Origin of the sequence: Paenibacillus sp. YIM B09110 (genome assembly GCF_037167145.1) — a bacterium.
Classification (GTDB): domain Bacteria; phylum Bacillota; class Bacilli; order Paenibacillales; family Paenibacillaceae; genus Pristimantibacillus.
Map to the genome: position 1 here is coordinate 1 of NZ_JBANSP010000002.1, position 24,682 is coordinate 24,682.

A 24,682-nucleotide genomic window follows, 5' to 3' on the forward strand; every position below is an offset into this window, starting at 1 on the left:
CCTATTCTGTCTGTAGCCCCGCCGGTCCCAACACAATCGCCGTTTTCACCAACCATAAGCTGGATTTTCGATCTTATTGACCTTAAGTAACTCATATTTGTGCGAATAGGATGGATTTCCAATCCTATCGTCCTTCGAACAATAGGAATAAGTTTCTATTTGGTCATTTGGTCAGGAGACGAGGTAGAGAGGTTTATATAAGGTGTCATTTTCGGGATAGTTTTTATGAATATCTTTCCTTTAATGAACCGTAGTCTGTGTAGAATTTGTCCTGGCTTTGTGAGTCTGATGCGCTGCGCTCCAATTATGAAGAGCTGTCAATATCGGCTCAAGAGTCATGCCGTATTCCGTCATCGAATACTCAACCTTTGGCGGTACCTGAGGAAAAACGACGCGCTGGATGATTCCTTCTTCCTCTAGTTCTTTTAATTGGGTGGTTAGCATTTTGGGCGTAATCGTGCCCATGGCTTTCTTGATTTCGCTATAACGCATCGTGCCTGTGGAGATGAGATGCAGCAAAATACTCGTTTTCCACTTGCCCACGATGATGGTAAGCGCGTCTTCCACTTTGCAGAGCTCGGGCTGGATCTTCATAGTTCCTCCATTAGTATCTTTTTGTATACTATATCACTTATAAGTGCATACTTACAATTTGAATAGCAATGGTATAAGATTAGCCCATGAGAAAAGCAACAAGGTGATATTCATCCAAACAGATAGAAAGAAGGGCTAATCAGCATGGAACCATATCGATTGAATAAGAGCAAAGGCCTGGAATTTGGTTTATATACGCTAGGCGATCATATTCCGGACCCTCATACGGGCAAACGGATTTCCGCCGAGCAACGGATTCACGAAATCATTGAATTGGCGAAGATGGCTGATGAAGCAGGACTTGATTTTTTTAGCGTTGGAGAAAGCCACCAGGAGTACTTCACTACGCAGGCGCATTCGGTCGTGCTGGGCGCTATCGCTCAGGCAACGAACAAAATCAAGATCGGAAGCTCGTCCACGATTATAAGCACGTCCGATCCCGTCCGCGTCTATGAGGACTTCGCGACAATCGATCTGATCTCGAAGGGGCGTGCAGAAATTATAGCCGGCCGCGCTTCCCGTATCGGGTTGTTCGAGTTGTTAGGCTATAACGTGCGCGATTACGAGGCATTATTCGAAGAGAAGTTCGATCTGCTCGTAAAGATTAACGAAGAGGAATCAGTCAAGTGGAAAGGTCAGTTCCGAGCTCCGCTTAACGATGCCAACGTTTTTCCCCGCCCTCGCGGCGGCAAGCTGCCGATCTGGCGAGCGGTAGGGGGACCGCCGAAAAGCGCGATGAAGGCCGGTGCCGCAGGCGTTCCGATGATGCTGGCTACACTCGGCGGCCCGGCGACGAGCTTCAAGCGATCGATCGATGCTTATCGGGAGGCTGCTTCGCGCAGCGGACATGACGCTGCGGCGCTGCCGGTAGCGACCGCGGGTTTATTCCATGTCGCCGATACGACGCAGCAGGCGCTTAGCGAGGCCTATCCTCATGTGAACAAGGGGATGGAGCTTATTAACGGGAGAAGCTACCCGATGCAGCATTTTGCCCAAGGCTCGGATGTAAAGGATGCTATGATGGTGGGCAGTCCGCAGCAAATTATTGAAAAAATATTGTATCAGCATGAGCTGTTCGGCCATCAACGGTATATCGCACAAATGGATTTTGGCGGCGTATCCTTTGAAGTGTTGGCTCGTAATCTTGAGCTGATTGCAACGGTTATCTTGCCGGCGGTTCGCAAATATACGGTATAATTCATTAGGGAGCGGCGCTGCTGCTCTCTATTTTCTTTTACGGCAAGAAGCACTATGATTAAGACATCCTTTATGAAGAAAGACTGGTGAAGCTACATGGCAGCCAACTATCAATTTGACCAAATCGTGAATCGTAAAAATACGCGTTCGTTTAAATGGGATCATGCGGAAACGATGTTCGGCGCGAAGGATCTTCTTCCATTATGGGTTGCGGATATGGATTTCTTAACTGTACCTGCGATCACGCAACGTCTTGTGGAACGTGCCCAGTTAGGGTCTTACGGCTATTCGGTTCGAACAGACAGCTATCATGAAGCGATCGTAAGCTGGTACCGCCGCCGGCATGAGTGGACCATACAGAATGACTGGATCGTCGACTCGCCAAGCGTCGTCACTTCGCTAAGCTTAGCCGTTCAGCTGTTCAGCGAGCCAGGCGATACGGTTGTCATTCAGACGCCGGTGTACTACCCGTTCTATGAAGTGATTCGGGGCAACGACCGCGTGGTTGGGGCAAGCTCGCTGCGCGTCGTCAACAATCGGTATGAGATGGACTTCGACGGCATGGAAGCGATGTTCCAAGCCGGTGCGAAGCTGCTTCTGCTCTGCAGTCCTCATAATCCGGGCGGGCGCGTCTGGAACGAGGATGAATTGCGCCGATTAGGCGATCTTTGCCTGCGGTATGGGGTAACGGTCGTATCCGACGAAATACATGCCGACCTCGTTCATTCGGGGAATCTTCATACTCCATTCGCATCATTGTCGCAAGAGCTTGCAGACATTACGATTACTTGCCTTTCGGCTACAAAGACGTTCAATCTCCCAGGTCTTCACACGTCATTCATGGTTATTTCGAATGCTTCCTCCAGGAGGAGAATGGATCAGCGCTTGAAGCTGCTCGGCCTCCGTAATGCGAACCATTTCGCCGAAGACGCGGTAGAGACGGCTTTTAATGAAGGAGAGGCGTGGCTGGATGAGCTTCTCGTATATATTGAGGGGAATATCGCGTTCGCTAGTCAATATTTAGCTCAGCATCTTCCGCAAGTGAAGACGATGATGCCTGACGCGACATACTTGCTCTGGGTGGATTGTCGATCGCTCGGTCTAGATTCGCGCGGCTTGAAGGAGCTTATGTTCCATCAGGCGAAGGTAGCTTTTAACGAAGGCTCCGGCTTCGGCGAGGATGGAGCTGGCTGGCTTCGGATTAACCTGGCTTGTCCAAGATCGCTGCTAGCCCAGGCGCTGGAGCAATTCTGCGAAGCGGCTCGGAAGCTGTAGCGTTCGATTTTAAAATGTTGCTATTCTATTCGAATAGCCGCACAAAAAGCCTCCGAAGCGTTATAGTGTAGACATATTCGGTATACTTGTGATGAGGAGGCAGATACCATTGGCGACTGCTAATAAAAAAAACTTCGATTACGGACAGCGCGAGCTGGGTTACTTAAGGAACGCCGATCCAGTATTAGGTGCGGCGATTGATCGATTGGGCTTGCCGCAGCGCGAGGTTACACCTGATTTATTCGCTTCCCTCGTGGAAGCGATGGTCGGTCAGCTGATATCGGTTAAGGCCGCTGATACGATATGGGCCAGAATGCAGGAGCGCCTCGGTGCAATGACACCGAATAATGTGGCGGAACATACGGTAGAAGCGATCAAAAGCTGCGGGTTGTCCATGAGGAAGGCTGAGAACATCCATGCGATTGCGAGCGCGATTGTGCACGGCGAATTGCAATTGGAAGAGCTTAATGACATGCCGGATTCCGAGGTTGCAGCGAAGCTTACGTCGCTTAAAGGTGTCGGGCAATGGACGGCAGAGATGCTGCTTATTCATGCCTTGGAGCGGCCGGATATCGTAAGCTGGGGCGACGCGGCGATCCGCAAGGGAATGATGAGGTTATACGGCTTAAGCGAGCTGTCCAAAAAGCAGTTCGACGAGTATCGTGCGTTCTATTCGCCCTTCGGTACAGTCGCCTCGATCTATTTGTGGCAGCTATCCTCCGAATAAGCTTTTTTAAGGCTCAAAGCCTGTTTGGCTTATATATACCTGTTCGGCGGGAAATACTTCGACGAAGCGATCATAGACGGAACGATAGGCGTCCGGTTTGTACCAATCCTCGAGTCCTAATCGGGCATAGATCGATTCCATACCGATAGACCTCGTTCGTTTGCCTCCGCTTCCGTCGCCCATATAGTAGTCGTCGATACATACGCGATTAACGAGCGGCTTCAGCAGCTTTGGGAACATCTCGCTGCTTGGGAGAATAGGCGCGATGGTCGCTTGAGCAGGAATGTCGGCGTCTCGGAGCAGCTGCAGCGTCTTCAGCCTCGCCGCAATCGGCGGAGCTTCTGGCGTGAATTGCTTTCGGATATCCTCGAGATCCGTCTCTATCGTCATACTGATCCGTACGCGATCTCCAAGCTGAGCGAACAAATCAATATCGCGGCGCACTAGCGGACTCCGCGTCTGCACGAACAAAAAATCAGGCGGTTCATCGACCATTGCTTCCAGCAAGGATCGGGTGACGCCTTCTTTGTGCTCGACGGGCTGATAAGGATCGGTGCTCGTAGACATGAAGATCGTCACAGGCCCTTTGCGCTTCGCAATCACTAGCTCCTTGCGGAGCAGTTTCGCCGCGTCCTGCTTAATATCTACCCATGATCCCCATGCTTCCTGCCGGAAGAGGGAGATCGGCATTTGGCGTACATAACAGTATGAGCAGCTGAAAGAGCAGCCTGCATACGGATTAAGCGTATGGCTGTATCCCGATAGATAACCGGTTCCTTTGTTCGAAATGGTTTTCGGATGCGTGCGCTTGTAAGTCTCGTTAGCCATGTACGATGTGTTCCTTCGTATTGTTATCGATGCCGGAACGACTCTGCTCTAGTTCGAGCAACGCTGACTTCATGCTAAGGCCGCCGCGGAAACCGGTTAGCGCGCCGTTCTTGCCAATTACCCGATGGCAAGGGACAGTAATGAGGACGGGATTAGCTCCGATCGCGGTGCCAACGGCGCGTACGGCAGAAGGCTTGTCGATGCGGCTTGCGATGTCCGAATACGACGAAGTTTGTCCATACGGTATTTCGCATAACGCTTTCCATACGTCCAATTGGAAAGGCGTTCCTCGCAGATCGAGCGGCATGTCGACGTTGTCCACCGTACCACGCAGATAACCGATTAATACCGTTTTGTATGACTCCAGCATTTCATCATTTTGTACGAGCGCGCTGCCGGGGAACTTCTTATTAGCCCAAAGGGAAATCTCATCCAGCGATTGATTTTGCGAGCCAATATAGCAAAGTCCTGCGGGTGTAGCAGCTAGATGAAGCTTCCAATCGTCTACTGATAATAGCGACCAATAGATAGATGAATGGTTATCAGCTTTCATGAATGTGATCTCCTTTCTTGTTCTGTCGCCGATAAACTGCTGGCGTACAGCCGACCTTCTGTTTGAATAAGGTGACGAAATATGGCGTATTGGCCATTCCAACCTGCAAGCCGATGTCGGCAATTTTAAGATCGGATTCGGAAAGCCATCTTTTGGCATGCTCTATTCGCAGGTTCTGCATATGCTCAGTGGGAGTTATGCCGCAAAGACGCTTGAACGTACGCTGCAAATGAAAGGGGCTGCTATGGCTAATCTCGGCCAACAGCTCCAACGTGATGTTTTCGTTATAATGGCTGTCCATATAATCCGTGACTAGGCTGATCCATTCGTCGTCCGGCAGCTTCTCGCCTGTAGGCTTGCATCGCTTGCATGGGCGGAATCGGGCCGCTAACGCTTGCTCGGGCGCCATGAAGATGCGGACATTTTCTTTCTTAGGGGGCCGAGATTTGCAGGACGGGCGGCAGAAGATGGACGTCGTTTTGACGGCGTACCAGAACTTGCCGTCATAAGAGGCATTGTTTTGCAGGATTGCCTGCCATTTCTCTTCGTTTAAGTCTACCCTTGATACTCCTGTCTCTTGAGTTGGACGTCTCTCAAATTTCTCATTCCACGGTTCCATATGCTGCTTTCACCTCTTGCTCTAGTATACCCTCCATAACAGTCGTTTGTACGCTGACATCAATAAAAAAGCAAGATATCGTAATTATAGATTCCGAAATTTTCCTTACCTGTAGGCTACATACATGGTACAATATTCCTACTAGATAGGTGAGGAGAGATAGATTTGAAGAGATATTTATCACTATTGGTCGTTTTTTGCTTAACTGTATTGTCCGTTGCTTCGCTCGGAACTGTAGCGTCAGCAGCTAGTACCGGTACTAAAGTAATAGGCGTGGCTTACGACAACATTTTATTGGATGACGGCTCTATCTGGGTGAAAAATTCGAATGGCCCGATCCGTAAGAATTTGGATATCGCGCAGATCGTAGGATATGGCAAAGAGGGCTTCGGTGTAACGAAAAAGGGAGAGCTTGTTTCTTGGGATTACATTACTGAACCGGCAGTAGACACCAAACAAACAGGCATCAGCCAGTTAGTGTTTGGTTCATATCTGAAGACTGATGGCACATTATGGTCAACCGATGGTTACAAAATGACTTCTAATGTTCGCCTAATCGGCGGAAGCGGAGGAAGTCTTGCTTACCTTACAAAGTCAGGGGTATTATCGGCAGCAGGCGTGGAAGAAAACTATACTCTAAGTGACGCTGCATCTATTATTGCTATTGATGCCACTCTCATGGAATACAATAAAGGGCGGACCGCAACTTTAAGTTCCAGCGGTGAAGTCATGATTTATGATGAGAGAAATATCGATTACGAGAACGGATGGAAGATTATACCTGAGAAGGTGACATCAGATGCATCGGGTATCGTATTCGCCGACAACGGACAGCTTCTCGTAACTCTTAAGGATGGAACCGTGTGGGTAACTGGTGATTATGAATACCGATATAAACTAGAGAAGCAACTTACGGGTATAAAAAATGTGAAGCAGATTTCGGCTTTAAAAGATGATGAATCTTTTTACTTCTTAACTAATAGCGGAGATTGGAAATTGTACCAATATGGATTGGAGAAGCAGATTGAGATTCCAAAAGTAGCCGATCTAACTTTTGAACTATCTAATCTAACTCCGAATGTAGGAGATAGCATTAAAGCGGAAATTTCCGAGACGTATTCTACAGGTGAAACGAAGAAAGTGCCTTTGAGCCAAGCCAATGTACAAATCGACAAACCGCATTTATTGAAAGCTATGGGCAATGGTACGTTTAAAGCACTCGGCGTCGGAGTATCCAAAGTTACAGTTACATCCGGGACTGCAGCGAAAACGCTTACTGTAACGACAAGCCTGAGCGCGAATCTTAAAAATGCAGCGCAGATTAAAAATGTAACTTACGTGCCTATCCAATCGGTCTTCAAATCGATTGGCGGTACAGTTGTGTATACGGCAGCATCGAAGACATTCGATATTAAGGTTGGAAGCACGGCGATCAAGCTGAAGTCAGACGAAGCCAAAGCCACCGTGAATGGCAAGGAGGTAGTGCTTGGAGGTCCGATTCAAACGGCAAACGGAACGGCCGTGTTCCCCGCAGCCTTGTTGACGAAAGTATTCGGAGCTAAGCTGCAATGGGATACCAAGTACAAGACGATCACGATCTTGTTCGGCGCAGCCAAAATGAAAATCGAAACGCCTGATACAGCGAACGTGCTGAAGAGAGAGGCGCTTGGCACTTTAACGAAGTACATTGGAAAGTCTTATTGGTCTAATCATATTCCAGGTGCAGACCGATTCATTAAACTAACGATTGTTGATATCATTCCCGATGCATCAAAAGATTTCGTAATTGTTTTCCAAACGACGAAAGGCGTTAAAGTCAAGTCAAGCGTATTGTATGGCAGCAGTGCCGTAGAATCGTATCTAGCTACAGATTACTATCTGTTGACGTATGATCCGTACAAAAAATATAACTGGTCCACGAAAATATGGACAGCGGTCAAAGCCGAGAAAATCGGCGTCGGCATGACGAAGGATCAAGTCCTACTGTCGTGGGGAAATCCGAGTTCCACTAGTGTCATAAGCGGCAGCGGCATTGTAATTGAAACTTGGGGTTACGGCTTAAGCAGCCAGTATGTAACATTCAAGAATGGAAAAGTGTCTCAAATCTACACGATCTAATCCCATAAACATCAACCAAAAGAGCCCCGTGCGCGTTATCTCGCGTACGGGGCTCTTCTTCATTCCATAACGATTACAAGCTGAATTCGCTAGGGTTCAAACCAAGCGCGTTGCAAATATCGGTAACCGCCGCTTTCTCATGCGGATCGAAGTTGCCGTCCGCCGCGCCGATCGCGCTGCATACGCCAACGATTACGCGTGCGACATCAGGCTTGCTGCGGAACTTCGCAATCGCCTTAAGCGCTTCTTGCTTGCCAATCATGCCATCAAATTCGATATTGCTGGCGAAATGGTTGAAACGGTTAATGACATCGCTCATATCGAATACTTTTAATTCTTCGCTGCGGCTTATGTAACCGGTCATTTTTTGTTTCTCGGCGGAATCAATAGAGCCGTCGGCTCCAGCTACAATCGCGCATCCTGCCACGACTGCGTCCAGAAATTCTTTATTTTTAAACTTTTTAACTTGATCGGTCAGCCCTTGCTTGCTGCTCTGCAGCCAAGATTTAAATGTGCTCATAGTGGGAGCCTCCTTAGATTTGTTAATTACTATTGTAGTAGTATTGGAGGACGTTTTGCAAATATGGCGATATTTTGTCGGATTGTTAGAGGTGTGTTGCTATTAAAAGGAAGTAGCTTGAACTGGTGCGGGTCGTTGCACTATAATGTGTAGTGGAGGGGGAGCGGAATGAAAATCAATCATTTTAAATATGATGAAATCGGTTTGAACCGGTTTTTTGGCTCCTTGGAAGCGAAAGTGATGGAGCTGCTGTGGGATGCGGAGGAGCTTTGCATCAAGGACGTTCAGCACAAGCTTGCACAAGACAAGCCCGTGAACTTCAATACGGTTATGACCGTGATGAATCGGTTAGTCGAGAAGGGCATTCTGGAGAGGAGACTGCAAGGAAGGCTTTCCTTGTATCGTCCGACCCAGTCGAAGGAGATTTTCATCGAAGAGCAATCAAGGAAGCTGACCGAGAACTTGATTGACGAGTTCGGGGGCGTCGTCATCAATCACATGCTCGATGCGATTAAAGACGTTGACGAGTCGTTGATTCAGCAGCTGGAGGCCAAGTTAAGACAGCTTAAGAAGGACAGCCAATGACGAATTGGAAAACGAAGTCGAATATCGTCCTGTCGTTAAGCGTACTTATCGCCTTGGTCGTGATTGGACAGATCGGCATGTATGCGGCTCATCTTATGTTCGGAATGAACGTGCATCTAAATATTTTCAAATTCTGTCTTAGCTTATTCAAGCAGCATTCGTGGTATTATAACCTGATTACTTACGCGATGAATGCGTTCATCATCCATATGCTGCTCATAGCATTCATTCGAATCATTCAGCAATACGTACGCTTAACACGCTTCAAAGCAGCAATGATTTCGCTTCAACTGCACCAGTACACGGAGGAATTGAAGCATAGATTTCATGTTTCATCGCGTGCCTCTATGATCGTCATCGACCGAGCGGAGCCGCTTGCGTTCACCATGGGATTTCGGAAACCGATGATCGTCTTATCGAGTGGTCTTGTAGGACTGCTGGACGAGCAGGAGCTCGAGGCCGTCATTGCGCATGAGGCGTCTCATCGTCACAACTACGACACGCTGAAGCTATTTGTGCTCCAGCTTATTGCACAGTCGCTTTGGTTCATTCCGTTAACGCGATGGTCGTATGCGAATTACAAAATTATGAGCGAGCTGAGAGCGGACGAACATGCCATCAAGGCAACGGGCTCAGAGCTTGGGCTTGGAGGCGCATTGCTGAAAATGGTGCAAAGCAGCGGCATCATCCGCAGCGCTTCGACTAGTCCCGTTCTCGCTTCGTTCTCTGATGAAGCTATCAACTATAGGCTGCGTCAACTGATTGAACCGCAGCGAGCCATTCCGGTTAAGCTGGAGACGCCTGCTATCGTAATCTCCGTTTACGCGCTGCTGCTTCTTATGGCGCTGACCGTATTAGCAATGACATAACTAAAGAAAGAAAGGTCGTGTTGTAACCCATTATGGAAACTCATATTAACATGCACAATCAAGGATCTGAATCGGCAATTTGGTTATACGCTGCAGGACTTATCCTTATCGTTGCCATCGTAAGTTATTTTTTGGCCGCCCGCAAAAATAAAGAAAATGTCAACCGAATGAAGAAGGAAGAGCGGAATTTGTTGAAGCAGACTGTGAAGAAGTGGCGTCTATCGGGCCATCTGCTCATTGTCGTCGCTCTTATTCTTGTGTTTGTTCATTATTTGCCAAAGTGGATGCAGACGTATGATGTCGCAGAGTTGAATTACGATATGAAGATAGAAGTAAAAACCGACGAATACTTTGGCGCAGATCATACCGACAGCAAGGTCGATTACGAGATGAGCATCCCGACTTCGGGACCGCATAGCCCGCATGACATTAAATTCGGCTTCTATAGCGAACGGCCGGACTTCGAGCTGCTCGTTCACAATCTGGAGCATGGCGACATTATTATCCATTACCGTCCTTCCGCTACTCACGACCAAGTAAACCTGCTGCAATATTTAGCGAAGTTCCGTGAGGCAGGCGCTGGCGTACTAGCGGTTCCTAACGATGAGCTGCCAGAAGGCACGGAGCTTGTTGTGACAGCATGGACGAAGACAATGGTGCTGGACGGCTTCAACGAACGGGCAGTTGCCCAGTTTATCTATGACAATATTAATCGTGGTCCTGAGCAGATCCCAGCTAACATCCGCCGAGGCGGAGGAACAATGTAATCAGGTACTGGATAATACAATCTAGATCCGATACAGACGTCCGCCAATGTGGCGGGCGTCTGTTGTCCTAAATAAAGGATCGATTGCGAATTGACATTATTACAGAATTGACGTAATATTTCGTTAAACGAACGTTGAATGAAAGGAGAGCGTGATCAGCATGACTCGCAACACACGCAAGGAACAGGCAGCCGAAACAAGAGAGAAGCTGCTTGAGACAGCTAAAGCGCTGTTCGCCGAGAAAGGCTATCACGGCACTCCCGTACGTGCAATTAATCGGAAGTTGAACATGGGGGATGGTATTCTTTATCATTATTTTCCTGGCGGCAAACGTGAAATTTTGTCGGTACTGCTTCAAGAAAGCTTCGAGCGGAGATTCACGGAAATATCGTTAGTCAATAAACATATCGAGCAATTGCCGCTCCGTGAAGCACTTGTCGCGCTGATTAGACGCATGTACGAGCTGTTCATGGAAGATATGGATTCGGCTCGGATATTGATTCGCGAGGGCGATGTGCTCGAGAAGGAAGAACGAGAGAAGCTAAGCGGATTTATTCAAGTACAGAAGCAATTTTTCAGAGAGTTCCTGCAAGCACGGCATGAGAAGGGCGAGATTCGCGAGCTTAATTACGATCTTGCTTCGAGGCAAGTGGTCGGCGCTGCCATGCAGCTCATTCTTAGCGAAATTATCGGCATTGAATTCGTGCATGAGGTGGACAAAGGAAAGTATATTAAAGAGATGATTGATTTTACCGTCACCTTATGGGAGCAATAGAATCCTTGAACAGCTTCGCAACAACCGGCGTTCAAGGATTTATTTAGGCCGTTTAATTGAACGTACGTTCAATCAATGAAAAGATTTGAGAAAAGAGAGGGAGATGTTTACCATGAACTTATTCAAGAACAAACTGACTTTATTACTGCCGATTATCGTTATTGCTGTATTATTTGTATTCAGCCTGACGTCTATTCCTTCCATTAATCCGGCACCGAAGCAATTACCGATTGCGATTGTGAACGAGGATGAAGGCGTCGACATTCCGGATCAAGGCAATGTGAATATGGGCGAGCTTATCATTCAAAATGCGCAAGCTGCGGCTGGCGCAACAGATGAGGAGGCGCCGATCAAATGGGTAGCCGTTGGAAGTGACGAAGAGGTTCAAGCAGGCCTTAATGATCAGCTATATTACGCAGCGCTCGTCATTTCTGCCGACTTCAGCCGCAATCAAGCTTCACTGCGCTCACCTGAACCGACGCAAGCTCATATTAGCATATACGTCAATCAAGGGATGAGCACGATGGCTTCAACAATGGCAAGCCAAGCGCTGAATCAGATGGTAGACGGCGTTAATGCGAAGCTGCAAAGCGAGCTGATAACGTTTTTCGATGAGCAGGGAGGAACGGTGTCAACGAAACAAGCAGCAGCGCTGGCAGCGCCGATTGTCAAAGACGTAACGAATGTGAACGTGACAGGTACGCATAGTGCGGGCGGCAACGCGCCTTTCGCATTGTTCCAGCCGCTATGGATGGCAAGCATTGTAGGCAGTATTATTTTCTTGTTCGTAAAACAAAGCTTGAAGCTCACATCCCCTATAGCGAAACTAAAGGTAAATGCTATGCAAGTCATCTGCGGCTTTGTACTCGCCTTAATAGCAGGCTATAGCTTCACATGGTTCGCTGACAGCTGGGGTCTTAACATTCCGCAGTTCAATGAAACGGCGCTATTCCTTGCGATCAGCTACATCGCTTTCTTCCTTATGATTTCTGCCGTATTTTCGTTGATCGGCATTAAAGGGATGGCAATCTTCGTGATCTTTTTATTCTTCGGGGGACCGCTGCTTAATATGCCGGCTGAGTTTCTGCCTTCGTTCTATCAGGATTATGTGCTGACGTGGCTTCCGATGCGTTTCATGGTCGACGGATTGCGCGAAATCTTCTTCTTCGGCCAAGGCTTATCGATGAACCATGCGACGACCGTGCTGGTATGGCTTGGCGCCGTAAGCATGCTTGTCCTGCTTGCATCGGCGTTCATTCCATCCCGTCAGCGTGGAACGGTTAGCGAATCGAAATAATTGACTTTTATTGGCAGAAAACCAACCAAACAAGTTGTTTTTCGACGTCGTTCTTCGACAGTGTTTTTGGCAGAGGATCGTTATACTGATTAATGTAAGCTTCATGACATTCATCGGAGGGCTGATCGTTGAAAAATTCTTCTTTAAAACAGCGTGTCGTATGGTTCATTAATGCCGAGACGGAGAAAGTTCTAAGTAACTTAAGGAATGGCGCGGTCAACAGGGACCACGCGCTAGGCTGTCTCCACACCTTGTATCAAGCCGCCTCGACCACGAGGGATGCTGATATGATGGGTAATCTGTGCCGGCTGATTCATCGGATTCACGAGACCGATCAAAGGCTGGGCGTCTATCATTTTGCTGAAAGAAAAAGCGAGCCTATATAAGTAGTAAAGGCTTAAAAACAAGAGAAGGGCATTCCGATGAAACGATCGGTTGCCCTTTTTCTTCGTTTTCTAAAATATAAGAATTTTATAAGTTTCAGGCTTATAAACGGACTTATATTTCATCCGCGAAACGTTAGCTAACGCCGCCAAAGGACGGCGCAGAACCGAGCTGCGCATAGACGCAGCTAACGGTTCGTGCGTAGCGATAGCCGTTTACGCTTGACCCGATTGGATTATCGTTTGGAACGTTTTTGTTTTTTTCTCGATTTCGTTCTGGAAATAGTAGAGGTTCCGTTACTGCCGTTACTGCTATCTTCCCCACTTTGGGAGAGCCCTTCATCGTGGTAACAATATTCATAGATATGTTTTTCACACGGCACGCAGTGGTGACGGGTAACGACATTCACTTGATGAACGACTTCCACGATTTGTGGGTGAAATACATCGTTTACAACCGTGACAGGAGGATCGTATACGCGAACAGTTGGGCAAAATGGTTTGCAACACATTATTCTGTCAGCTCCTTTCCTAGTAGTCTAATATAAGATATGCTCATCCCATTGGAATGGCTTGTGCCATAGCCTTACGAGACAAATGAGGATCATAGACAGCTGGCTGGTAGAGTAGAATGTACCGTAAACAAAGAAAACAAGCAGGACTGCCGCGCAGTCCTGCTTGTTACGTCTTCGAGAGCTTCCAATTGAAGTTGTTCAAGTAGTTTGTTTTCTCTTCCATCTGGTCGTCCGATGTCTGTTTGTTCCAGTCGCCGGCGTCCAGCAGCTTGCCTTCGCTTTTCAGCTTCTTCAGATGCGCCTTCAGCAAGCTTAGCCGCGTAAGCAATGCCTTCACCTCGGCGGCAGACAGTAGATCAGCGACAATGAAGATGAGATCGTCGTCTTGAAGCGCGATGATGCGCTCCGCCAAGTCTTTGTCGACGAAACGACTTAGGCCCGGATATTCCTGTGACCCCTTATGCACCTCGGTCCGCTCACCGAACGACATATCATTATCGATGCCGGTAATGCCAAGAACGTTGCCGCTATCGTCTGTCTGGACGAAAAAGTTGCCCGTATGGCGATCGACCTGCATGCACAGCGCATCCATAAGCTGCAAGCGCGAGAGACTCCGCTGCAGCACCGGGTCGGCGAAGTCGATTGTCGTCGTCTCGAACTTGCCCGCCTGCTGGCCTTTGGCTTTCTCCATGAAAGAGCCGGATTTGACTGCGCCTCCGCTCTCGTGTAGCGCGAATTCGGCGTGTGCGATGACGCCTGCTCCCAGCCATTTGTCGAGCCTTGAGGCCGCTACGTTGCGCGCTGCCATATGAGCATCGTTCGTATTGATCTTGGCCATCTTGCTCGCTACCCAATGCTCCGTGTCCGCCGAGCGCTTCTCGGCTTCGGATGCGTCCTGCAGCTCGCTTCCTTCCACGATCCTCTGCTTGTCGCCCTTAAAGACGCCTTCGCGATCACCGAGATTGACGAAGTCAACGGAGTTGAGCGCGCCGCTGCCGCTTTCGCCGGTTTTGTTAATATCTTTAATTGTCGTCGGGTCCATGCCGCGCAGGCTGGTCATGACGATGAACCATTTTGGCGGAAGATCGGGAGGGGAGTCGACAAAGTTCTGCGCCTTCAGAAGCATAAGCGCTCGTTCTCGCTTCAATCGCTCAACGAATTGAGCCATCGCATCCTGCTTGCCGCCCTCCTCCTTGCTCTCTATATATTGAAGCGCGGATTGCTCGATGCTGCCGTACAGCGACTTGAGCACGACCATCTGTTTCTTGATCGCGTCGGCTGTTCGTCCAACATCCGTCCCGTCCACATAGTTATTGAACTTGTCGAGGAGGGAGAGGAATGACTTCACCCGCGTGCTGTTCTTAATGAAAAGAAAGTTCGACTTTGGATTTAATTCCTTCTCCATCTGCCTGCGGGTAGGCAGCCGCTGAATAGGCGTCTTTGCATGCGAGCCTCCTCCTGAGGAAGCGGAGGCTGCGGCAGTCGGATCGGCAGAGCGCTGGACCGGGCTGCTGGCCGCGGCAGTACGCCTGCCCATACTCTCTGCTTCGCGTTCGAGCTTCGGGTCGTCGTTGACGGGCATGCCGCTAATCTCCGTTGTCGGTTTCACTTTGCCCGCTCGTTGCTGCACGACATGGGTCATTTCGTGGCCGATCAGCTCTTGTCCTTGTGAGGATTCGGGATTATATTGACCCGGCGCAAAGTGGATATCGTTTCCTTGTGTATATGCGAGTGCGCCAACCTTCGAAGCTTCGGATGAATTCGCGTGAATGTTTACGCTGGATGGGTCGACATTGAATGCGGCTTGAATTTTGTCATACATAGGCAACGGAAGCTTGCCGCCCCCTAATCCGCCTGAGGCTGCACCGCCTTCCGCTGGGCCTCCGTCAGCTTTCCGCTGAGCGGCTTGTCCGCGCTGCAATTGCAATGCAGCCTGATTGCCGACAGCTTGCTGTAATTGCAGTTGCTGCTGCTGTGAGGAGGACATGGAAGCTTGATTCGCCGCGCTCCCGGCTGCTGCCGTCGTATCGCTGGATTTGGCAGCAGTCTGCTTGTTCGCCGCCTTCTGTTGATGCTCGAATGACATATGCGTACCTCTCTTCGAATCAGTATTCAGCTTAAGGCGATTCATGACGAATGATGTCGGTCTAATGATTACGTCTATTGTAATACAATTATTGGTAGGTGAGAACATGCAAATAGCCCCGGTTGCGGAAATAAAGAAATAGCGCGGACAATCTCCGCATTTGTCACGGCCTGCATAATATGGCATAGGAAAGAGGCATAGCCTATTAAGACGCAGAAGGGAAGCGGAGCTGTGAGCAGGCGACAGTTGATGATTATTTCTTTTATCGTTTACGGCTGTCTCGTTGTGGCAGGGGTTGTAAGCGCCGTTATTCATTATACGAATTGAACGGGAAAAGCCGAGCCAGCTTAACAAGCGGGCCCGGCTTTCGCTCGATAATCATCATTACGAACTCTAATGAGCATCGGTTATAACTGCAGCTGCCGTGCTGGCGCTAATACTTTTCAATTTGCGATAATCCTTCGGCACGATGCCTTTCTTCTCGTGAAAAATACGCGAGAACGTCTTGTACGAGCCATAACCGACCTCGAACGCGATCTCCGACACGCTCATCTCCGTCGATACGAGCAGGCTGCAAGCGTGGCGAAGCCGTAAATCGTGCAGGAAGTGGACGAAGGTCTGGCCGGTCGTCTCCTTAATTACCTCGCTAATGCGGGATATGCTCATCGAGAACTTGGCAGATAGGTCGGATAGCGACAGATCCTCTTGGTAATGCATATGGATATAGTGAATGATCGGCCATACGGAGTAGCTCTTCTTACTGGCGGGCTGAGCATCCATATGCTGCGGAGCTGCTATACGCCTTTCGCGATCGAAGTGGATCAATATTTCCTTAAGCTTTAATTGAAGCAGCGTTAATCGCCAAGGCTTTGCGCTCTTATATTCGGCGTACATTTCTTCTACGAGGGCGTGCATCTTCGCGCTTGCTTGCCCTTCTAACTGGACGAAGGACGGAAGCGCGGATTGTTCGATGAAATCATTGAGCGATTCATCACGCCCAGGTCCCATCAGCAAGTCCATGCTGAAATTGCAATTATAGAGGACAAGCGTGCTGTCCTGCTCCGTGAATATTTCATGCACTTGATATGGAAGCACGAAGGTGAACGTGCCGGGCTTCATAACATGAGTTACATCATTGATGGCTTCTGCGCCTGCGCCGTCAATCACATAGGAGAATTCCAAAAAATCATGCCGATGAGGGCGGAAGCCGCTATCCAACCGATTCAAATTAATATGAAGCGGTGAAGAGGTATCCATATTTGGAAACGATTTCAAGTAATCGGGAAAATAGGTCATCTTCTATAGCTACCTCCGAAAAACTGAGACTTTTATCGAAGAAAGAGCGCGCTTTCTTTATCTATTTATTTTACCATAAAGTACGTAGGGTGAATGGATTTAAGTTAGCTAAATGCAGCACAAATAACAATGACTGAAACATTGCGGGAGGACTTATTATTATGGCAAGCAACAATAAAATTAGAATTGGCATCATTGGCGCAGGCAATATCGGCCGTGTACATGCGACGGAATTTACTAAACTAGCAGACCAATGTGAGATTACGGCGATCACAGATACTTACTTGCCGCTGGCGCAAGAGCGCGCGAAGGAATTCGGCATAGCGAACGTAGCTGCTTCCCCGGAGGAGCTTATCGCCCGCCCGGACGTGGACGCGGTTATTGTAGGCGTTCCGAATCAATTCCATGCTCCGCTTGCGCTTCAAGCGCTGGAAGCAGGCAAACATGTTCTGCTTGAGAAGCCGATGGGAATCAATAGCGACGCTGCCCGTCAAATTTTGAAAGCAAGCCAGGCGTCTGACAAAGTCGTAATGGTCGGACACCAAATGCGCTGGGAATCGGTTCCGATGCAGATTAAGGAGCAGGTTGAGCGCGGCGAGTTAGGCAAGATCTATACGGCCAAAACAGGCTGGTTCCGTCGTAAAGGCATTCCGGGCTGGGGCACTTGGTTTACGAAAATGGACGAGGCCGGCGGCGGCCCGTTGATCGATATCGGCGTCCACATGCTCGACCTTGCATTGTATCTAATGGGCAATCCAAAACCAGTATCGGTATACGGCGCAACGTATGCGGAGTTTGGACCGAAGCGCAAGGGCATCGGCACATGGGGCAAGCCGAACTGGGACGGCAGCTACGATGTGGAAGACTTGGCAACGGCGCTTATCAAAATGGAAGACGGCAGCACGCTGTCGCTCGAAGTAAGCTGGGCGGTTCATATGGATACCGACAACACTCCGTTCATTCACTTGATGGGTTCCGAGGGCGGCGCAAGCTACCGCGGTGGGAAGGGCAAGCTGCTGACCGAGAAGTTCGATCGTCCGATCGAAACCGAGCTGTCCAAAGCGGACAATGACGAAGGCGAGAGACAACGTCTAAGCCGTCACTTCCTCGAATGCATTCGCGAGGGCAAACAGCCAATCACTTCGGCGCTTACCGGCTTTACGAACAACCTGATTCTAGATGCGATTTACGAATCGTCCCGTACGGGCAATGAAGTGAAGCTGAACTGGGATATTTAATAACTTATTAATGAGGGGAGAAGCGACAACATGTTAAGAGGATTGTCAGGCGCAGGACTAGGCAAGCTGGACAGCGACGAGCAGCTCATTGAGCTTGCGGCGAAATACGGCTTCCAAGCCGTCGACATCGACGCTCGCGGCCTTATTGAGCGCCATGGATTGGAACAAGCTCGCGAATTGCTCGCATCGAACGGAGTCGTGATCGGCTCGATCGGACTTCCTGTGGAATGGCGCGGGACAGAGGAGGCATTTCGCGAGGGCTTGAAGGGTCTGGCTGCCACTGCTGCTGCTGCGGAATCGCTGGGCTGCACGAGCTGCTGTACGTATATTTTGCCGTCTACGGATTTGCCTGCCGCGCACTTCATGACGCTGGCAACGCGCCGCTTGCGCACTTGCGCGCAAGTGCTTGGCGCTTACGGCATCCGTCTCGGCCTGGAGTTCGTAGGCCCGCATCACTTGCGTACGCGCTGGGCGAATCCGTTCATCTGGACGCTGCAAGAGACGCTTGATTGGATCGATGCAATTGGTGAGAGCAACGTCGGCTTGCTGTTCGACGCCTACCACTGGTACACGAATGAGCTCGGCACAGCGGACATTGAGGCGCTTCGTCCGGAGCAGATCGTTCATGTTCATATCAACGACGCGCCTAACGTACCGGTCGCGGAAGCGCTCGATAATGGCAGGGGATATCCGGGCGAAGGCGTTATCGACTTGGCCGGATTCCTTAGCTCGCTTCACAAAATCGGCTACAAAGGCGCGGTTGTGCAGGAAATATTGAGCGCGGAAGCGCCGCAAGGCACGGCGGAAAGCCTCGTCGAGCGCTCCAAAGCCGGCTTCGACAAGGTGTACGCAGCTGCAGGTTTATAATATTTAGTTAGTCCGTCGCTGCACAATATGCAACGTAATGAGCTAAAGATCACTCAAAGCTGAGTGCTGATTGCATATTATGCAACAGAATTCGGTTGTCATGGTCATAGCCGAAGCTATATTCAGTATTCTGTTGTATTTTCTGCAACGGCAACCAATGAAGAGCCGTTTAAAAGCCTTATCTGTTGCAAAGAGTGCAACGAAGCGAGTTTATGACAAGCATTAAGCGACCCAAATGAAAACGGGATGGAGCAGAATAAACCCTGCTCTATCCCGTTTTCATTTATTCAACTTTCAAGCCACACTTCGGCGAGCTTCTCCACGCCAAGTGTAATCTGCTCGGCGGTTAATCCGCCGTACCCGAGCACAAAGTGTGATGCTGCTGTTGTTTCTGAGGCAGTCGTGAAAACATGTTGTCCTGCCACATGATAGTAAGACACCGGGTAGACCCTGATTCCTTGGCTCTCTGCAAGCTGGACAAGCCGTTCGGTGCTGTAGTTGCTATGGATCTCAAGAATGAGATGAAGACCGGAAGCCGAACCCAGCACATTCGCGTTATTGCCGAAGGAGGCTTGTATGGCGCGAATGAGCTGATCCCTCTTTTCCCGATACAATTTCCTCATCCTGCGTACATGTCTGCCTAGATGCCCTTGTTCCATGAACAGCTCCATCGTTTTCTGAGTCAGCCTAGAAGCGGTTTGATCGTAATGGACATATTCGCGTTCGAAGTCTTCCAGCAGCGTTTGCGGCAAGATGAGATAGCTAAGCCGAATGGCGGGCGCAAGCGCCTTGGAAAACGTCCCCAAGTAAATAACGCGTCCATTATTGTCCATGCCCTGCAAGGCGGGCAGCGGACTGCCTTCGTACAAAAATTCGCTGTCGTAATCGTCTTCGATAATATACCCGTCCGTGTTGATTGCCCAATTCAGCAATTGAGTCCTTTTCGCGGCTGGCAGCACCATACCGTATGGGAACTGATGAGAAGGCGTTACATAGATGCTTTTTAATGGAATGGTATCCCAAGACGTCGTCTCGCTGCAGGAAAGGCCATCTCTATCCAGAGGTAAGTGAACGGGGGTTAGCAACTGCTTGAACATATGATAAATTCCGGGATGCATAGCGGCTTCCACGCCTATCGCACCTTCTTTGTTACGGAGCAGCGAGCTCAATATATACACGGATTGCTGAGTGCCTGAAGTGATGATGACTTGCCCAGGTTCGCAGACAACGCCTCTGTTCTGACGCAAATATTCAATGATGAGGGAGCGAAGCTTGGGCTCCCCTTTGTTGTCTCCATAGTTGAATAGGTTAAGATCGGTTGAGCGCAAAATGTTCAACGTCATCTTTTTCCATAAAGGCAGCGGAAAATGTTCCGTACTCATTTTGTCATGGCTGAAATCGATGTCAACGGCTGGCGTAACATGCCGAACAGGAGGAGTAATCGGAAGCGAGCGTGTGAGCTTGCCATTCCCGGTAGTAAGCTGCTCAATGTAGGCTGAGTAATAGCCGCTTTTGGCTTTGTTGACAATATAACCTTCAGCGACGAGGTGACCATACGCGGTTTCTACGGGATTGCGGCTAATTCCCAAATGCTGCGCAAGCGCTCGTATCGAAGGGAGCTTCGAGTTCGGCGACAAAGAGCCTGTTAGTATGTTTTCTTTATAAAAACGGTAAATCCGAATATAGATCGGTTCCGAAGACGTATCACTCCACTGCGGCGGTATAAGCATGGTCGGTTAGATTCCTTTCATCCTGCATCGATCGGGATCGTAATCTGTCATCTATTTTATTATTTTTCTGTACATTTGGAAATGACAATTAATCTTTATAATGAGTTTCATGGACAGTATGAATACAGACTGGGGTGGACGTTATGAAGAAAAAGTATACGTACAAGGACGCAGGTGTCAACATTGAACAAGCAGATGATGCAAAAGCGGTGATGGCTGATGTCATGTCGCAGTCGCAAGAGGATCGCCGAGTAATGAATAAACCGGGTGCATTCGCATCGTTATTCGAAGCTGATTTTAAGGGAATTCAACATCCCATCCTCGTATTAAAGGCGGAAGAGCCGGGGTCGAAGCAGCAATTGGCGTTCAAGTATGGCAAAGTAGCGGGCATATGCTTTGATCTGATCAATCATCTAGTGAATGACATTGTTGTGATGGGGGCAAAACCGGAGGCGGTTCTGGATACGATTTTGTGCGGGAAGATCGAGAAGGACACCGTTGTCGCGCTGGTGAAACATTTAGCGCAAGCATGCCGTGAGCAGGATTGTACATTAATCGGGGGAGAAACCTCGGAGCAGCCGGGCGTATTGCCCGAAGGTCAATATATGCTGAACGCTTCCGTGCTAGGCGTTGTCGATCGCGACAAAGTGATTGATGGCAGCCGCATCCAAATCGGAGATTCGGTACTCGCGATCGCTTCGAACGGCGTGCATACGAACGGCTATTCACTTATCCGCAAGTTAATCGACGACAAGCCGGATGTTCTTGACCTGACCCTCGAAGGCTCACGTTTCCTGGATGTTATTATGGAACCGCACAAATGCTATTACCAGCCCCTTAAAGCATTGATATCTAGAAACGTAAACGATGTAGAAATTCATGGAATGGCGCATATTACGGGCGGAGGTATCGCGGCAAATCTGAACCGAATACTCCCTGCCGGGACCAGCGCGCGAATCGACCTGAGCCGAATCGAGGTATTGCCCATATTCAGAACGATTCAAGCGGAGGGTCAAGTGCCAATAGAAGATATGCTGCGGACGTTCAATATGGGCGTAGGCATCGCATTGGTCGCTGATTCGGCATCGATTCCTCATATTAAGGCTCATCTAAAGTCATTTGATTGCCATTCCTATGAGATAGGGGAAATCGTGAGCGGTCCCCAACAGGTGCAATTTATTAATCAAATAGAATTAGGATAAAGTAGAAGAGCAGGGAGAGCGCGAGCGCTCCTTGCTCTTTCTTTGCTGCTTCGAAAAGTTTATTATCAAACAAAAATCGGACTGTAAATGTCATCCTGCAATGCTATGATGTGGACAGGGTCAACGCTAATTTTTATATGATTTTTCATGAGATCTTACGGGTGTTGCAGTAAGTACATAGTAGCTATGATGAATAATAACCTTCTTTCACAGTTGATGAAAGCGGTAACAGGAGCGAAGCACATGGACAAACAAACAAATAACGAGCAACCGTGGTCGTTATGGTATAAGCAGCCGGCCTCATGTTGGGAAGAGGCGCTTCCGGTCGGCAACGGCCGAATCGGCGGTATGGTGTTCGGAGATATCATTCAAGAACGCATTCAATTGAACGAAGATACGTTATGGTCGGGGTTTCCCCGCGATACGAACAACTATGAGGCGCTTCGCTATTTGAAGCGTGTGCGAGAGCTGCTGGCAGACCATAAATATGTGGAAGCGGAGCAGCTCGTCCAGTCGAAGATGCTGGGGCGCAATACGGAATCATACCAGCCGCTAGGCGATATGTGGCTGAAGCAAACGTTTGACGACGGCGGTGAGCAAGAGGCCGCCGAATATATAAGGTCGCTTGATCTCGATCAAGCGATTCAGTCTGTTCGCTTCCGCGTTGGCGACACGATTTATCGCCGCGAACTGTTCGTCAGCGCCGTCGATCAGGTGCTGTGCGTCAAGTATGAGGCGGAGGGCGAGGGCGGCTTAACGATCGAGGCGTCGCTCACGTCCCCGCAGTCGAATGAGCTAGGCAGCGAGAATGACCGCTCGCTGACGCTTGACGGTCGTTGTCCGACGCATGTGGCGGACAACTACTGGGGCGACCATCCTAGAGCCGTGCAATACGAGAGCGACCATGGCATTATTTTCCAAGCGCGTCTTGCCGTCCTGCAGGGTGATAGCTCGATAACGACGGATCAGTACAATCAGCATTGCATGAAGGTGACGCATGCGAGTTCAATCACGCTGATCTTCTCAGCTTCAACGAGCTTCAAGCGATTCGACAAGCAGCCAGAGTGCTCGGTGGACGAGCTGAGCGAAGAGAATGATCGCATCTTGGCGGCAGCAGCTGCACTCGGTTACGAGAAGCTGCGCGAGAGGCATATCGCGGAGCACCAGAAGATGTTCCGCCGCGTACAGCTTCATCTTGGCGAGACGGAGAATGGACTGCTGCCGACGGACGAGCGTCTTGCCGCTTATAAGCAAGGCGAGAGCGATCCAGGGCTGGAGGCCCTTTATTTCCAATATGGCCGCTACTTGCTGATGGCAAGCTCAAGACCGGGCACACAGCCTGCGAACTTGCAGGGGATATGGAATCATCGCATTCAACCGCCGTGGAACAGCGATTACACGACGAACATTAATACACAAATGAACTATTGGCCAGCCGAACTCGCGAATTTAAGCGAATGCCATGAGCCGTTGCTGACGATGATCGAGGAACTAAGCGAAAGCGGCTCGCGGACCGCGGCCATTCATTATGGCGCAGAGGGCTGGGTTGCTCATCATAACGTCGATCTATGGCGGGCTTCCACGCCGACCGAAGGTCATCCGAGCTGGGCGTTCTGGCCGCTTGGCGGCGTATGGCTGACGCAGCATTTGTGGGAGCATTATTTGTACAATCCAGAGCTGGAGTTTCTGCGTGACAAAGCGTACCCGATCATGCGCGGCGCGGCATTGTTCTGCCTCGATTGGCTGATTGAGACGGAAGACGGATACGTGATGACCTCGCCATCGACTTCGCCTGAGAATAAGTTCCTGACGGCCGAGGGAGAAGCATGCAGCGTAGCAATTTCATCCGCTATGGACATTACGCTGATCCGCGAGCTGTTCGAGCATATGCTTGAAGCGGCTAAGCTGCTTCATACAGATGAGCAATTGAGCATAAGAATTGAAACGGCTCTAGGCAAGCTCCCGCCGCTTCAGATTGGTGCTAACGGGATGCTGCAGGAATGGCATCATGCTTTCGAAGAGCAAGAGCCTGGTCATCGTCATGTTTCTCATCTTTACGGGATTTATCCAGGGACGGCCATTAATCTCGAGAATACGCCGGATCTGCTGGAAGCGGGCAGACTGTCGCTGGCGAGTCGTATTTCGAATGGCGGCGGGCATACGGGCTGGAGCTGTGCTTGGCTTATTAATTTGTACGCACGCCTTGGCGAGCCGGAGCAAGCCTATCGGTTCATTCATACGCTGCTTGCCCGGTCAACGCACCCGAATCTGTTCGACGATCATCCGCCATTCCAAATCGATGGAAACTTCGGCGGAACAGCGGGGATAGCGGAGCTGCTGCTCCAAAGTCACTTGGACAACATCGAGCTATTGCCTGCCTTGCCGAAGGCTTGGCCAACTGGCTATATTCGAGGATTGAAGGCAAGGGGCGGCTTCGAGATCGACCTTAACTGGGCGGACGGCAAGCTGATTGATGCGCGAGTTCGCTCAACGCATGGTCAGAATTGCGTGTTGTCTTATGGAGATATAGCTCTTGTCGTTCGTTCAGCGGACGGAGCAACGCTGGATATGAGCAAGCCTTTCCCTACTGTTGCAGGAGAGTCGTTTACCGTCACATTGAAATAGAGAAACATCTAGTAGT

At 49.6% G+C, this 24,682-nt stretch carries 23 protein-coding genes; 14 read left to right on the forward strand and 9 right to left on the reverse strand.

The annotated features are described in order from the left end of the window. Positions 1 to 240: 240 nt before the first annotated feature. On the reverse strand, positions 241 to 594 hold the full coding sequence (locus tag V8F51_RS02315) for a winged helix-turn-helix transcriptional regulator (protein WP_337098438.1): 354 nt from the start codon (positions 592 to 594) through the stop codon (positions 241 to 243). Between the two features lie 144 nt (positions 595 to 738). Between V8F51_RS02315 and V8F51_RS02320 the strand changes: the two genes are divergently transcribed. The 3 genes from V8F51_RS02320 to V8F51_RS02330 all read left to right on the forward strand — a co-directional run bounded on the left by V8F51_RS02320 (position 739) and on the right by V8F51_RS02330 (position 3,793). Further along, on the forward strand, positions 739 to 1,791 hold the full coding sequence (locus V8F51_RS02320; protein WP_337098439.1) for an LLM class flavin-dependent oxidoreductase: 1,053 nt from the start codon (positions 739 to 741) through the stop codon (positions 1,789 to 1,791). Positions 1,792 to 1,887: 96 nt separating this feature from the next. Next, positions 1,888 to 3,066, forward strand: a complete 1,179-nt coding sequence (locus V8F51_RS02325; protein WP_337098440.1) for a MalY/PatB family protein — start codon at positions 1,888 to 1,890, stop codon at positions 3,064 to 3,066. A gap of 109 nt (positions 3,067 to 3,175) precedes the next feature. Beyond that, positions 3,176 to 3,793: a DNA-3-methyladenine glycosylase family protein gene (locus tag V8F51_RS02330; protein WP_337098441.1), complete on the forward strand. Its 618-nt coding sequence runs from the start codon at positions 3,176 to 3,178 to the stop codon at positions 3,791 to 3,793. Between the two features lie 6 nt (positions 3,794 to 3,799). Here the strand turns inward: V8F51_RS02330 and V8F51_RS02335 are convergent, their stop codons facing one another. The 3 genes from V8F51_RS02335 to V8F51_RS02345 are packed head-to-tail and all read right to left on the reverse strand — an operon-like array spanning position 3,800 to position 5,793. Then, positions 3,800 to 4,621, reverse strand: a complete 822-nt coding sequence (locus V8F51_RS02335; RefSeq protein WP_337098442.1) for an SPL family radical SAM protein — start codon at positions 4,619 to 4,621, stop codon at positions 3,800 to 3,802. Continuing rightward, positions 4,614 to 5,174, reverse strand: coding sequence for a methylated-DNA--[protein]-cysteine S-methyltransferase (locus V8F51_RS02340; protein WP_337098443.1), 561 nt, complete (start codon positions 5,172 to 5,174; stop codon positions 4,614 to 4,616). The genes V8F51_RS02335 and V8F51_RS02340 overlap by 8 nt, the downstream gene beginning before the upstream one ends. Continuing rightward, a complete protein-coding gene (locus tag V8F51_RS02345; protein ID WP_337098444.1) occupies positions 5,164 to 5,793 on the reverse strand; it encodes a bifunctional transcriptional activator/DNA repair enzyme AdaA in 630 nt (209 codons plus the stop codon). The genes V8F51_RS02340 and V8F51_RS02345 overlap by 11 nt, the downstream gene beginning before the upstream one ends. A 165-nt stretch (positions 5,794 to 5,958) precedes the next feature. Between V8F51_RS02345 and V8F51_RS02350 the strand changes: the two genes are divergently transcribed. Next, positions 5,959 to 7,911: a stalk domain-containing protein gene (locus V8F51_RS02350; RefSeq protein ID WP_337098445.1), complete on the forward strand. Its 1,953-nt coding sequence runs from the start codon at positions 5,959 to 5,961 to the stop codon at positions 7,909 to 7,911. A gap of 73 nt (positions 7,912 to 7,984) precedes the next feature. Here V8F51_RS02350 and V8F51_RS02355 read toward each other — a convergent pair whose 3' ends face one another. Then, positions 7,985 to 8,431, reverse strand: a complete 447-nt coding sequence (locus tag V8F51_RS02355; protein WP_337098446.1) for a tellurite resistance TerB family protein — start codon at positions 8,429 to 8,431, stop codon at positions 7,985 to 7,987. Between the two features lie 168 nt (positions 8,432 to 8,599). Here V8F51_RS02355 and V8F51_RS02360 point away from each other — a divergent pair, with 168 nt between their 5' ends. The 6 genes from V8F51_RS02360 (at position 8,600) to V8F51_RS02385 (ending at position 13,110) form a co-directional block, all read left to right on the forward strand. Then, positions 8,600 to 9,016 carry a BlaI/MecI/CopY family transcriptional regulator gene (locus V8F51_RS02360; RefSeq protein WP_337098447.1) on the forward strand — a complete coding sequence of 139 codons (417 nt, stop codon included), beginning with the start codon at positions 8,600 to 8,602 and terminating at the stop codon, positions 9,014 to 9,016. Next, a complete protein-coding gene (locus V8F51_RS02365; protein ID WP_337098448.1) occupies positions 9,013 to 9,885 on the forward strand; it encodes a M56 family metallopeptidase in 873 nt (290 codons plus the stop codon). Before V8F51_RS02360 ends, V8F51_RS02365 begins: the two co-directional genes overlap by 4 nt. Before the next feature lie 50 nt (positions 9,886 to 9,935). Next, the gene (locus V8F51_RS02370; RefSeq protein WP_337098449.1) at positions 9,936 to 10,652 is read left to right on the forward strand and encodes a DUF3105 domain-containing protein; all 717 of its coding nucleotides are present in this window, start codon (positions 9,936 to 9,938) and stop codon (positions 10,650 to 10,652) included. A gap of 160 nt (positions 10,653 to 10,812) precedes the next feature. Then, on the forward strand, positions 10,813 to 11,427 hold the full coding sequence (locus tag V8F51_RS02375) for a TetR/AcrR family transcriptional regulator (protein WP_337098450.1): 615 nt from the start codon (positions 10,813 to 10,815) through the stop codon (positions 11,425 to 11,427). 112 nt (positions 11,428 to 11,539) lie between these two features. Then, positions 11,540 to 12,724, forward strand: coding sequence for a YhgE/Pip domain-containing protein (locus tag V8F51_RS02380; RefSeq protein ID WP_337098451.1), 1,185 nt, complete (start codon positions 11,540 to 11,542; stop codon positions 12,722 to 12,724). Between the two features lie 128 nt (positions 12,725 to 12,852). After that, positions 12,853 to 13,110 carry a hypothetical protein gene (locus V8F51_RS02385; protein ID WP_337098452.1) on the forward strand — a complete coding sequence of 86 codons (258 nt, stop codon included), beginning with the start codon at positions 12,853 to 12,855 and terminating at the stop codon, positions 13,108 to 13,110. A gap of 133 nt (positions 13,111 to 13,243) precedes the next feature. Here the strand turns inward: V8F51_RS02385 and V8F51_RS02390 are convergent, their stop codons facing one another. The 3 genes from V8F51_RS02390 to V8F51_RS02400 form a co-directional block, all read right to left on the reverse strand. Continuing rightward, positions 13,244 to 13,468: a hypothetical protein gene (locus V8F51_RS02390; protein WP_337098453.1), complete on the reverse strand. Its 225-nt coding sequence runs from the start codon at positions 13,466 to 13,468 to the stop codon at positions 13,244 to 13,246. A 320-nt stretch (positions 13,469 to 13,788) separates the two neighbouring features. Beyond that, positions 13,789 to 15,708, reverse strand: a complete 1,920-nt coding sequence (locus V8F51_RS02395) for an eCIS core domain-containing protein (RefSeq protein ID WP_337098454.1) — start codon at positions 15,706 to 15,708, stop codon at positions 13,789 to 13,791. A gap of 393 nt (positions 15,709 to 16,101) precedes the next feature. Then, positions 16,102 to 17,004: an AraC family transcriptional regulator gene (locus V8F51_RS02400; RefSeq protein WP_337098455.1), complete on the reverse strand. Its 903-nt coding sequence runs from the start codon at positions 17,002 to 17,004 to the stop codon at positions 16,102 to 16,104. Between the two features lie 161 nt (positions 17,005 to 17,165). Here V8F51_RS02400 and V8F51_RS02405 point away from each other — a divergent pair, with 161 nt between their 5' ends. Together V8F51_RS02405 and V8F51_RS02410 are read left to right on the forward strand one after the other, a co-directional pair. Next, positions 17,166 to 18,242: a Gfo/Idh/MocA family protein gene (locus V8F51_RS02405; RefSeq protein WP_337098456.1), complete on the forward strand. Its 1,077-nt coding sequence runs from the start codon at positions 17,166 to 17,168 to the stop codon at positions 18,240 to 18,242. A gap of 30 nt (positions 18,243 to 18,272) precedes the next feature. Beyond that, entirely contained in the window at positions 18,273 to 19,109 is an 837-nt protein-coding gene (locus V8F51_RS02410) for a sugar phosphate isomerase/epimerase family protein (RefSeq protein WP_337098457.1), read from the forward strand. A 287-nt stretch (positions 19,110 to 19,396) separates the two neighbouring features. Here the strand turns inward: V8F51_RS02410 and pdxR are convergent, their stop codons facing one another. Continuing rightward, positions 19,397 to 20,839, reverse strand: coding sequence for a MocR-like pyridoxine biosynthesis transcription factor PdxR (pdxR, locus tag V8F51_RS02415; RefSeq protein ID WP_337098458.1), 1,443 nt, complete (start codon positions 20,837 to 20,839; stop codon positions 19,397 to 19,399). 143 nt (positions 20,840 to 20,982) lie between these two features. On the opposite strand from pdxR, the gene purM reads away from it, so the two are divergent. Further along, positions 20,983 to 22,041, forward strand: a complete 1,059-nt coding sequence (gene purM / locus V8F51_RS02420; protein WP_337098459.1) for a phosphoribosylformylglycinamidine cyclo-ligase — start codon at positions 20,983 to 20,985, stop codon at positions 22,039 to 22,041. Between the two features lie 243 nt (positions 22,042 to 22,284). Then, positions 22,285 to 24,666 (forward strand): glycoside hydrolase family 95 protein, encoded by a 2,382-nt coding sequence (locus V8F51_RS02425; protein WP_337098460.1) that lies wholly within the window; start codon positions 22,285 to 22,287, stop codon positions 24,664 to 24,666. The last annotated feature ends 16 nt before the right edge of the window (positions 24,667 to 24,682 follow it).

Bases quoted from the DNA above. Each gene is read 5' to 3' on its own strand.
- V8F51_RS02325 (WP_337098440.1), top strand. From the start codon at position 1,888: ATGGCAGCCAACTATCAATTTGACCAAATCGTGAATCGTAAAAATACG.
- V8F51_RS02340 (WP_337098443.1), bottom strand. From the start codon at position 5,174: ATGAAAGCTGATAACCATTCATCTATCTATTGGTCGCTATTATCAGTA.
- V8F51_RS02355 (WP_337098446.1), bottom strand. From the start codon at position 8,431: ATGAGCACATTTAAATCTTGGCTGCAGAGCAGCAAGCAAGGGCTGACC.
- V8F51_RS02315 (WP_337098438.1), bottom strand. From the start codon at position 594: ATGAAGATCCAGCCCGAGCTCTGCAAAGTGGAAGACGCGCTTACCATC.
- purM (WP_337098459.1), top strand. From the start codon at position 20,983: ATGAAGAAAAAGTATACGTACAAGGACGCAGGTGTCAACATTGAACAA.
- V8F51_RS02345 (WP_337098444.1), bottom strand. From the start codon at position 5,793: ATGGAACCGTGGAATGAGAAATTTGAGAGACGTCCAACTCAAGAGACA.
- V8F51_RS02405 (WP_337098456.1), top strand. From the start codon at position 17,166: ATGGCAAGCAACAATAAAATTAGAATTGGCATCATTGGCGCAGGCAAT.
- V8F51_RS02375 (WP_337098450.1), top strand. From the start codon at position 10,813: ATGACTCGCAACACACGCAAGGAACAGGCAGCCGAAACAAGAGAGAAG.
- V8F51_RS02360 (WP_337098447.1), top strand. From the start codon at position 8,600: ATGAAAATCAATCATTTTAAATATGATGAAATCGGTTTGAACCGGTTT.
- V8F51_RS02390 (WP_337098453.1), bottom strand. From the start codon at position 13,468: ATGAATATTGTTACCACGATGAAGGGCTCTCCCAAAGTGGGGAAGATA.
- V8F51_RS02320 (WP_337098439.1), top strand. From the start codon at position 739: ATGGAACCATATCGATTGAATAAGAGCAAAGGCCTGGAATTTGGTTTA.
- V8F51_RS02425 (WP_337098460.1), top strand. From the start codon at position 22,285: ATGGACAAACAAACAAATAACGAGCAACCGTGGTCGTTATGGTATAAG.
- V8F51_RS02395 (WP_337098454.1), bottom strand. From the start codon at position 15,708: ATGTCATTCGAGCATCAACAGAAGGCGGCGAACAAGCAGACTGCTGCC.
- V8F51_RS02370 (WP_337098449.1), top strand. From the start codon at position 9,936: ATGCACAATCAAGGATCTGAATCGGCAATTTGGTTATACGCTGCAGGA.
- V8F51_RS02410 (WP_337098457.1), top strand. From the start codon at position 18,273: ATGTTAAGAGGATTGTCAGGCGCAGGACTAGGCAAGCTGGACAGCGAC.
- V8F51_RS02335 (WP_337098442.1), bottom strand. From the start codon at position 4,621: ATGGCTAACGAGACTTACAAGCGCACGCATCCGAAAACCATTTCGAAC.
- V8F51_RS02365 (WP_337098448.1), top strand. From the start codon at position 9,013: ATGACGAATTGGAAAACGAAGTCGAATATCGTCCTGTCGTTAAGCGTA.
- V8F51_RS02400 (WP_337098455.1), bottom strand. From the start codon at position 17,004: ATGACCTATTTTCCCGATTACTTGAAATCGTTTCCAAATATGGATACC.
- pdxR (WP_337098458.1), bottom strand. From the start codon at position 20,839: ATGCTTATACCGCCGCAGTGGAGTGATACGTCTTCGGAACCGATCTAT.
- V8F51_RS02380 (WP_337098451.1), top strand. From the start codon at position 11,540: ATGAACTTATTCAAGAACAAACTGACTTTATTACTGCCGATTATCGTT.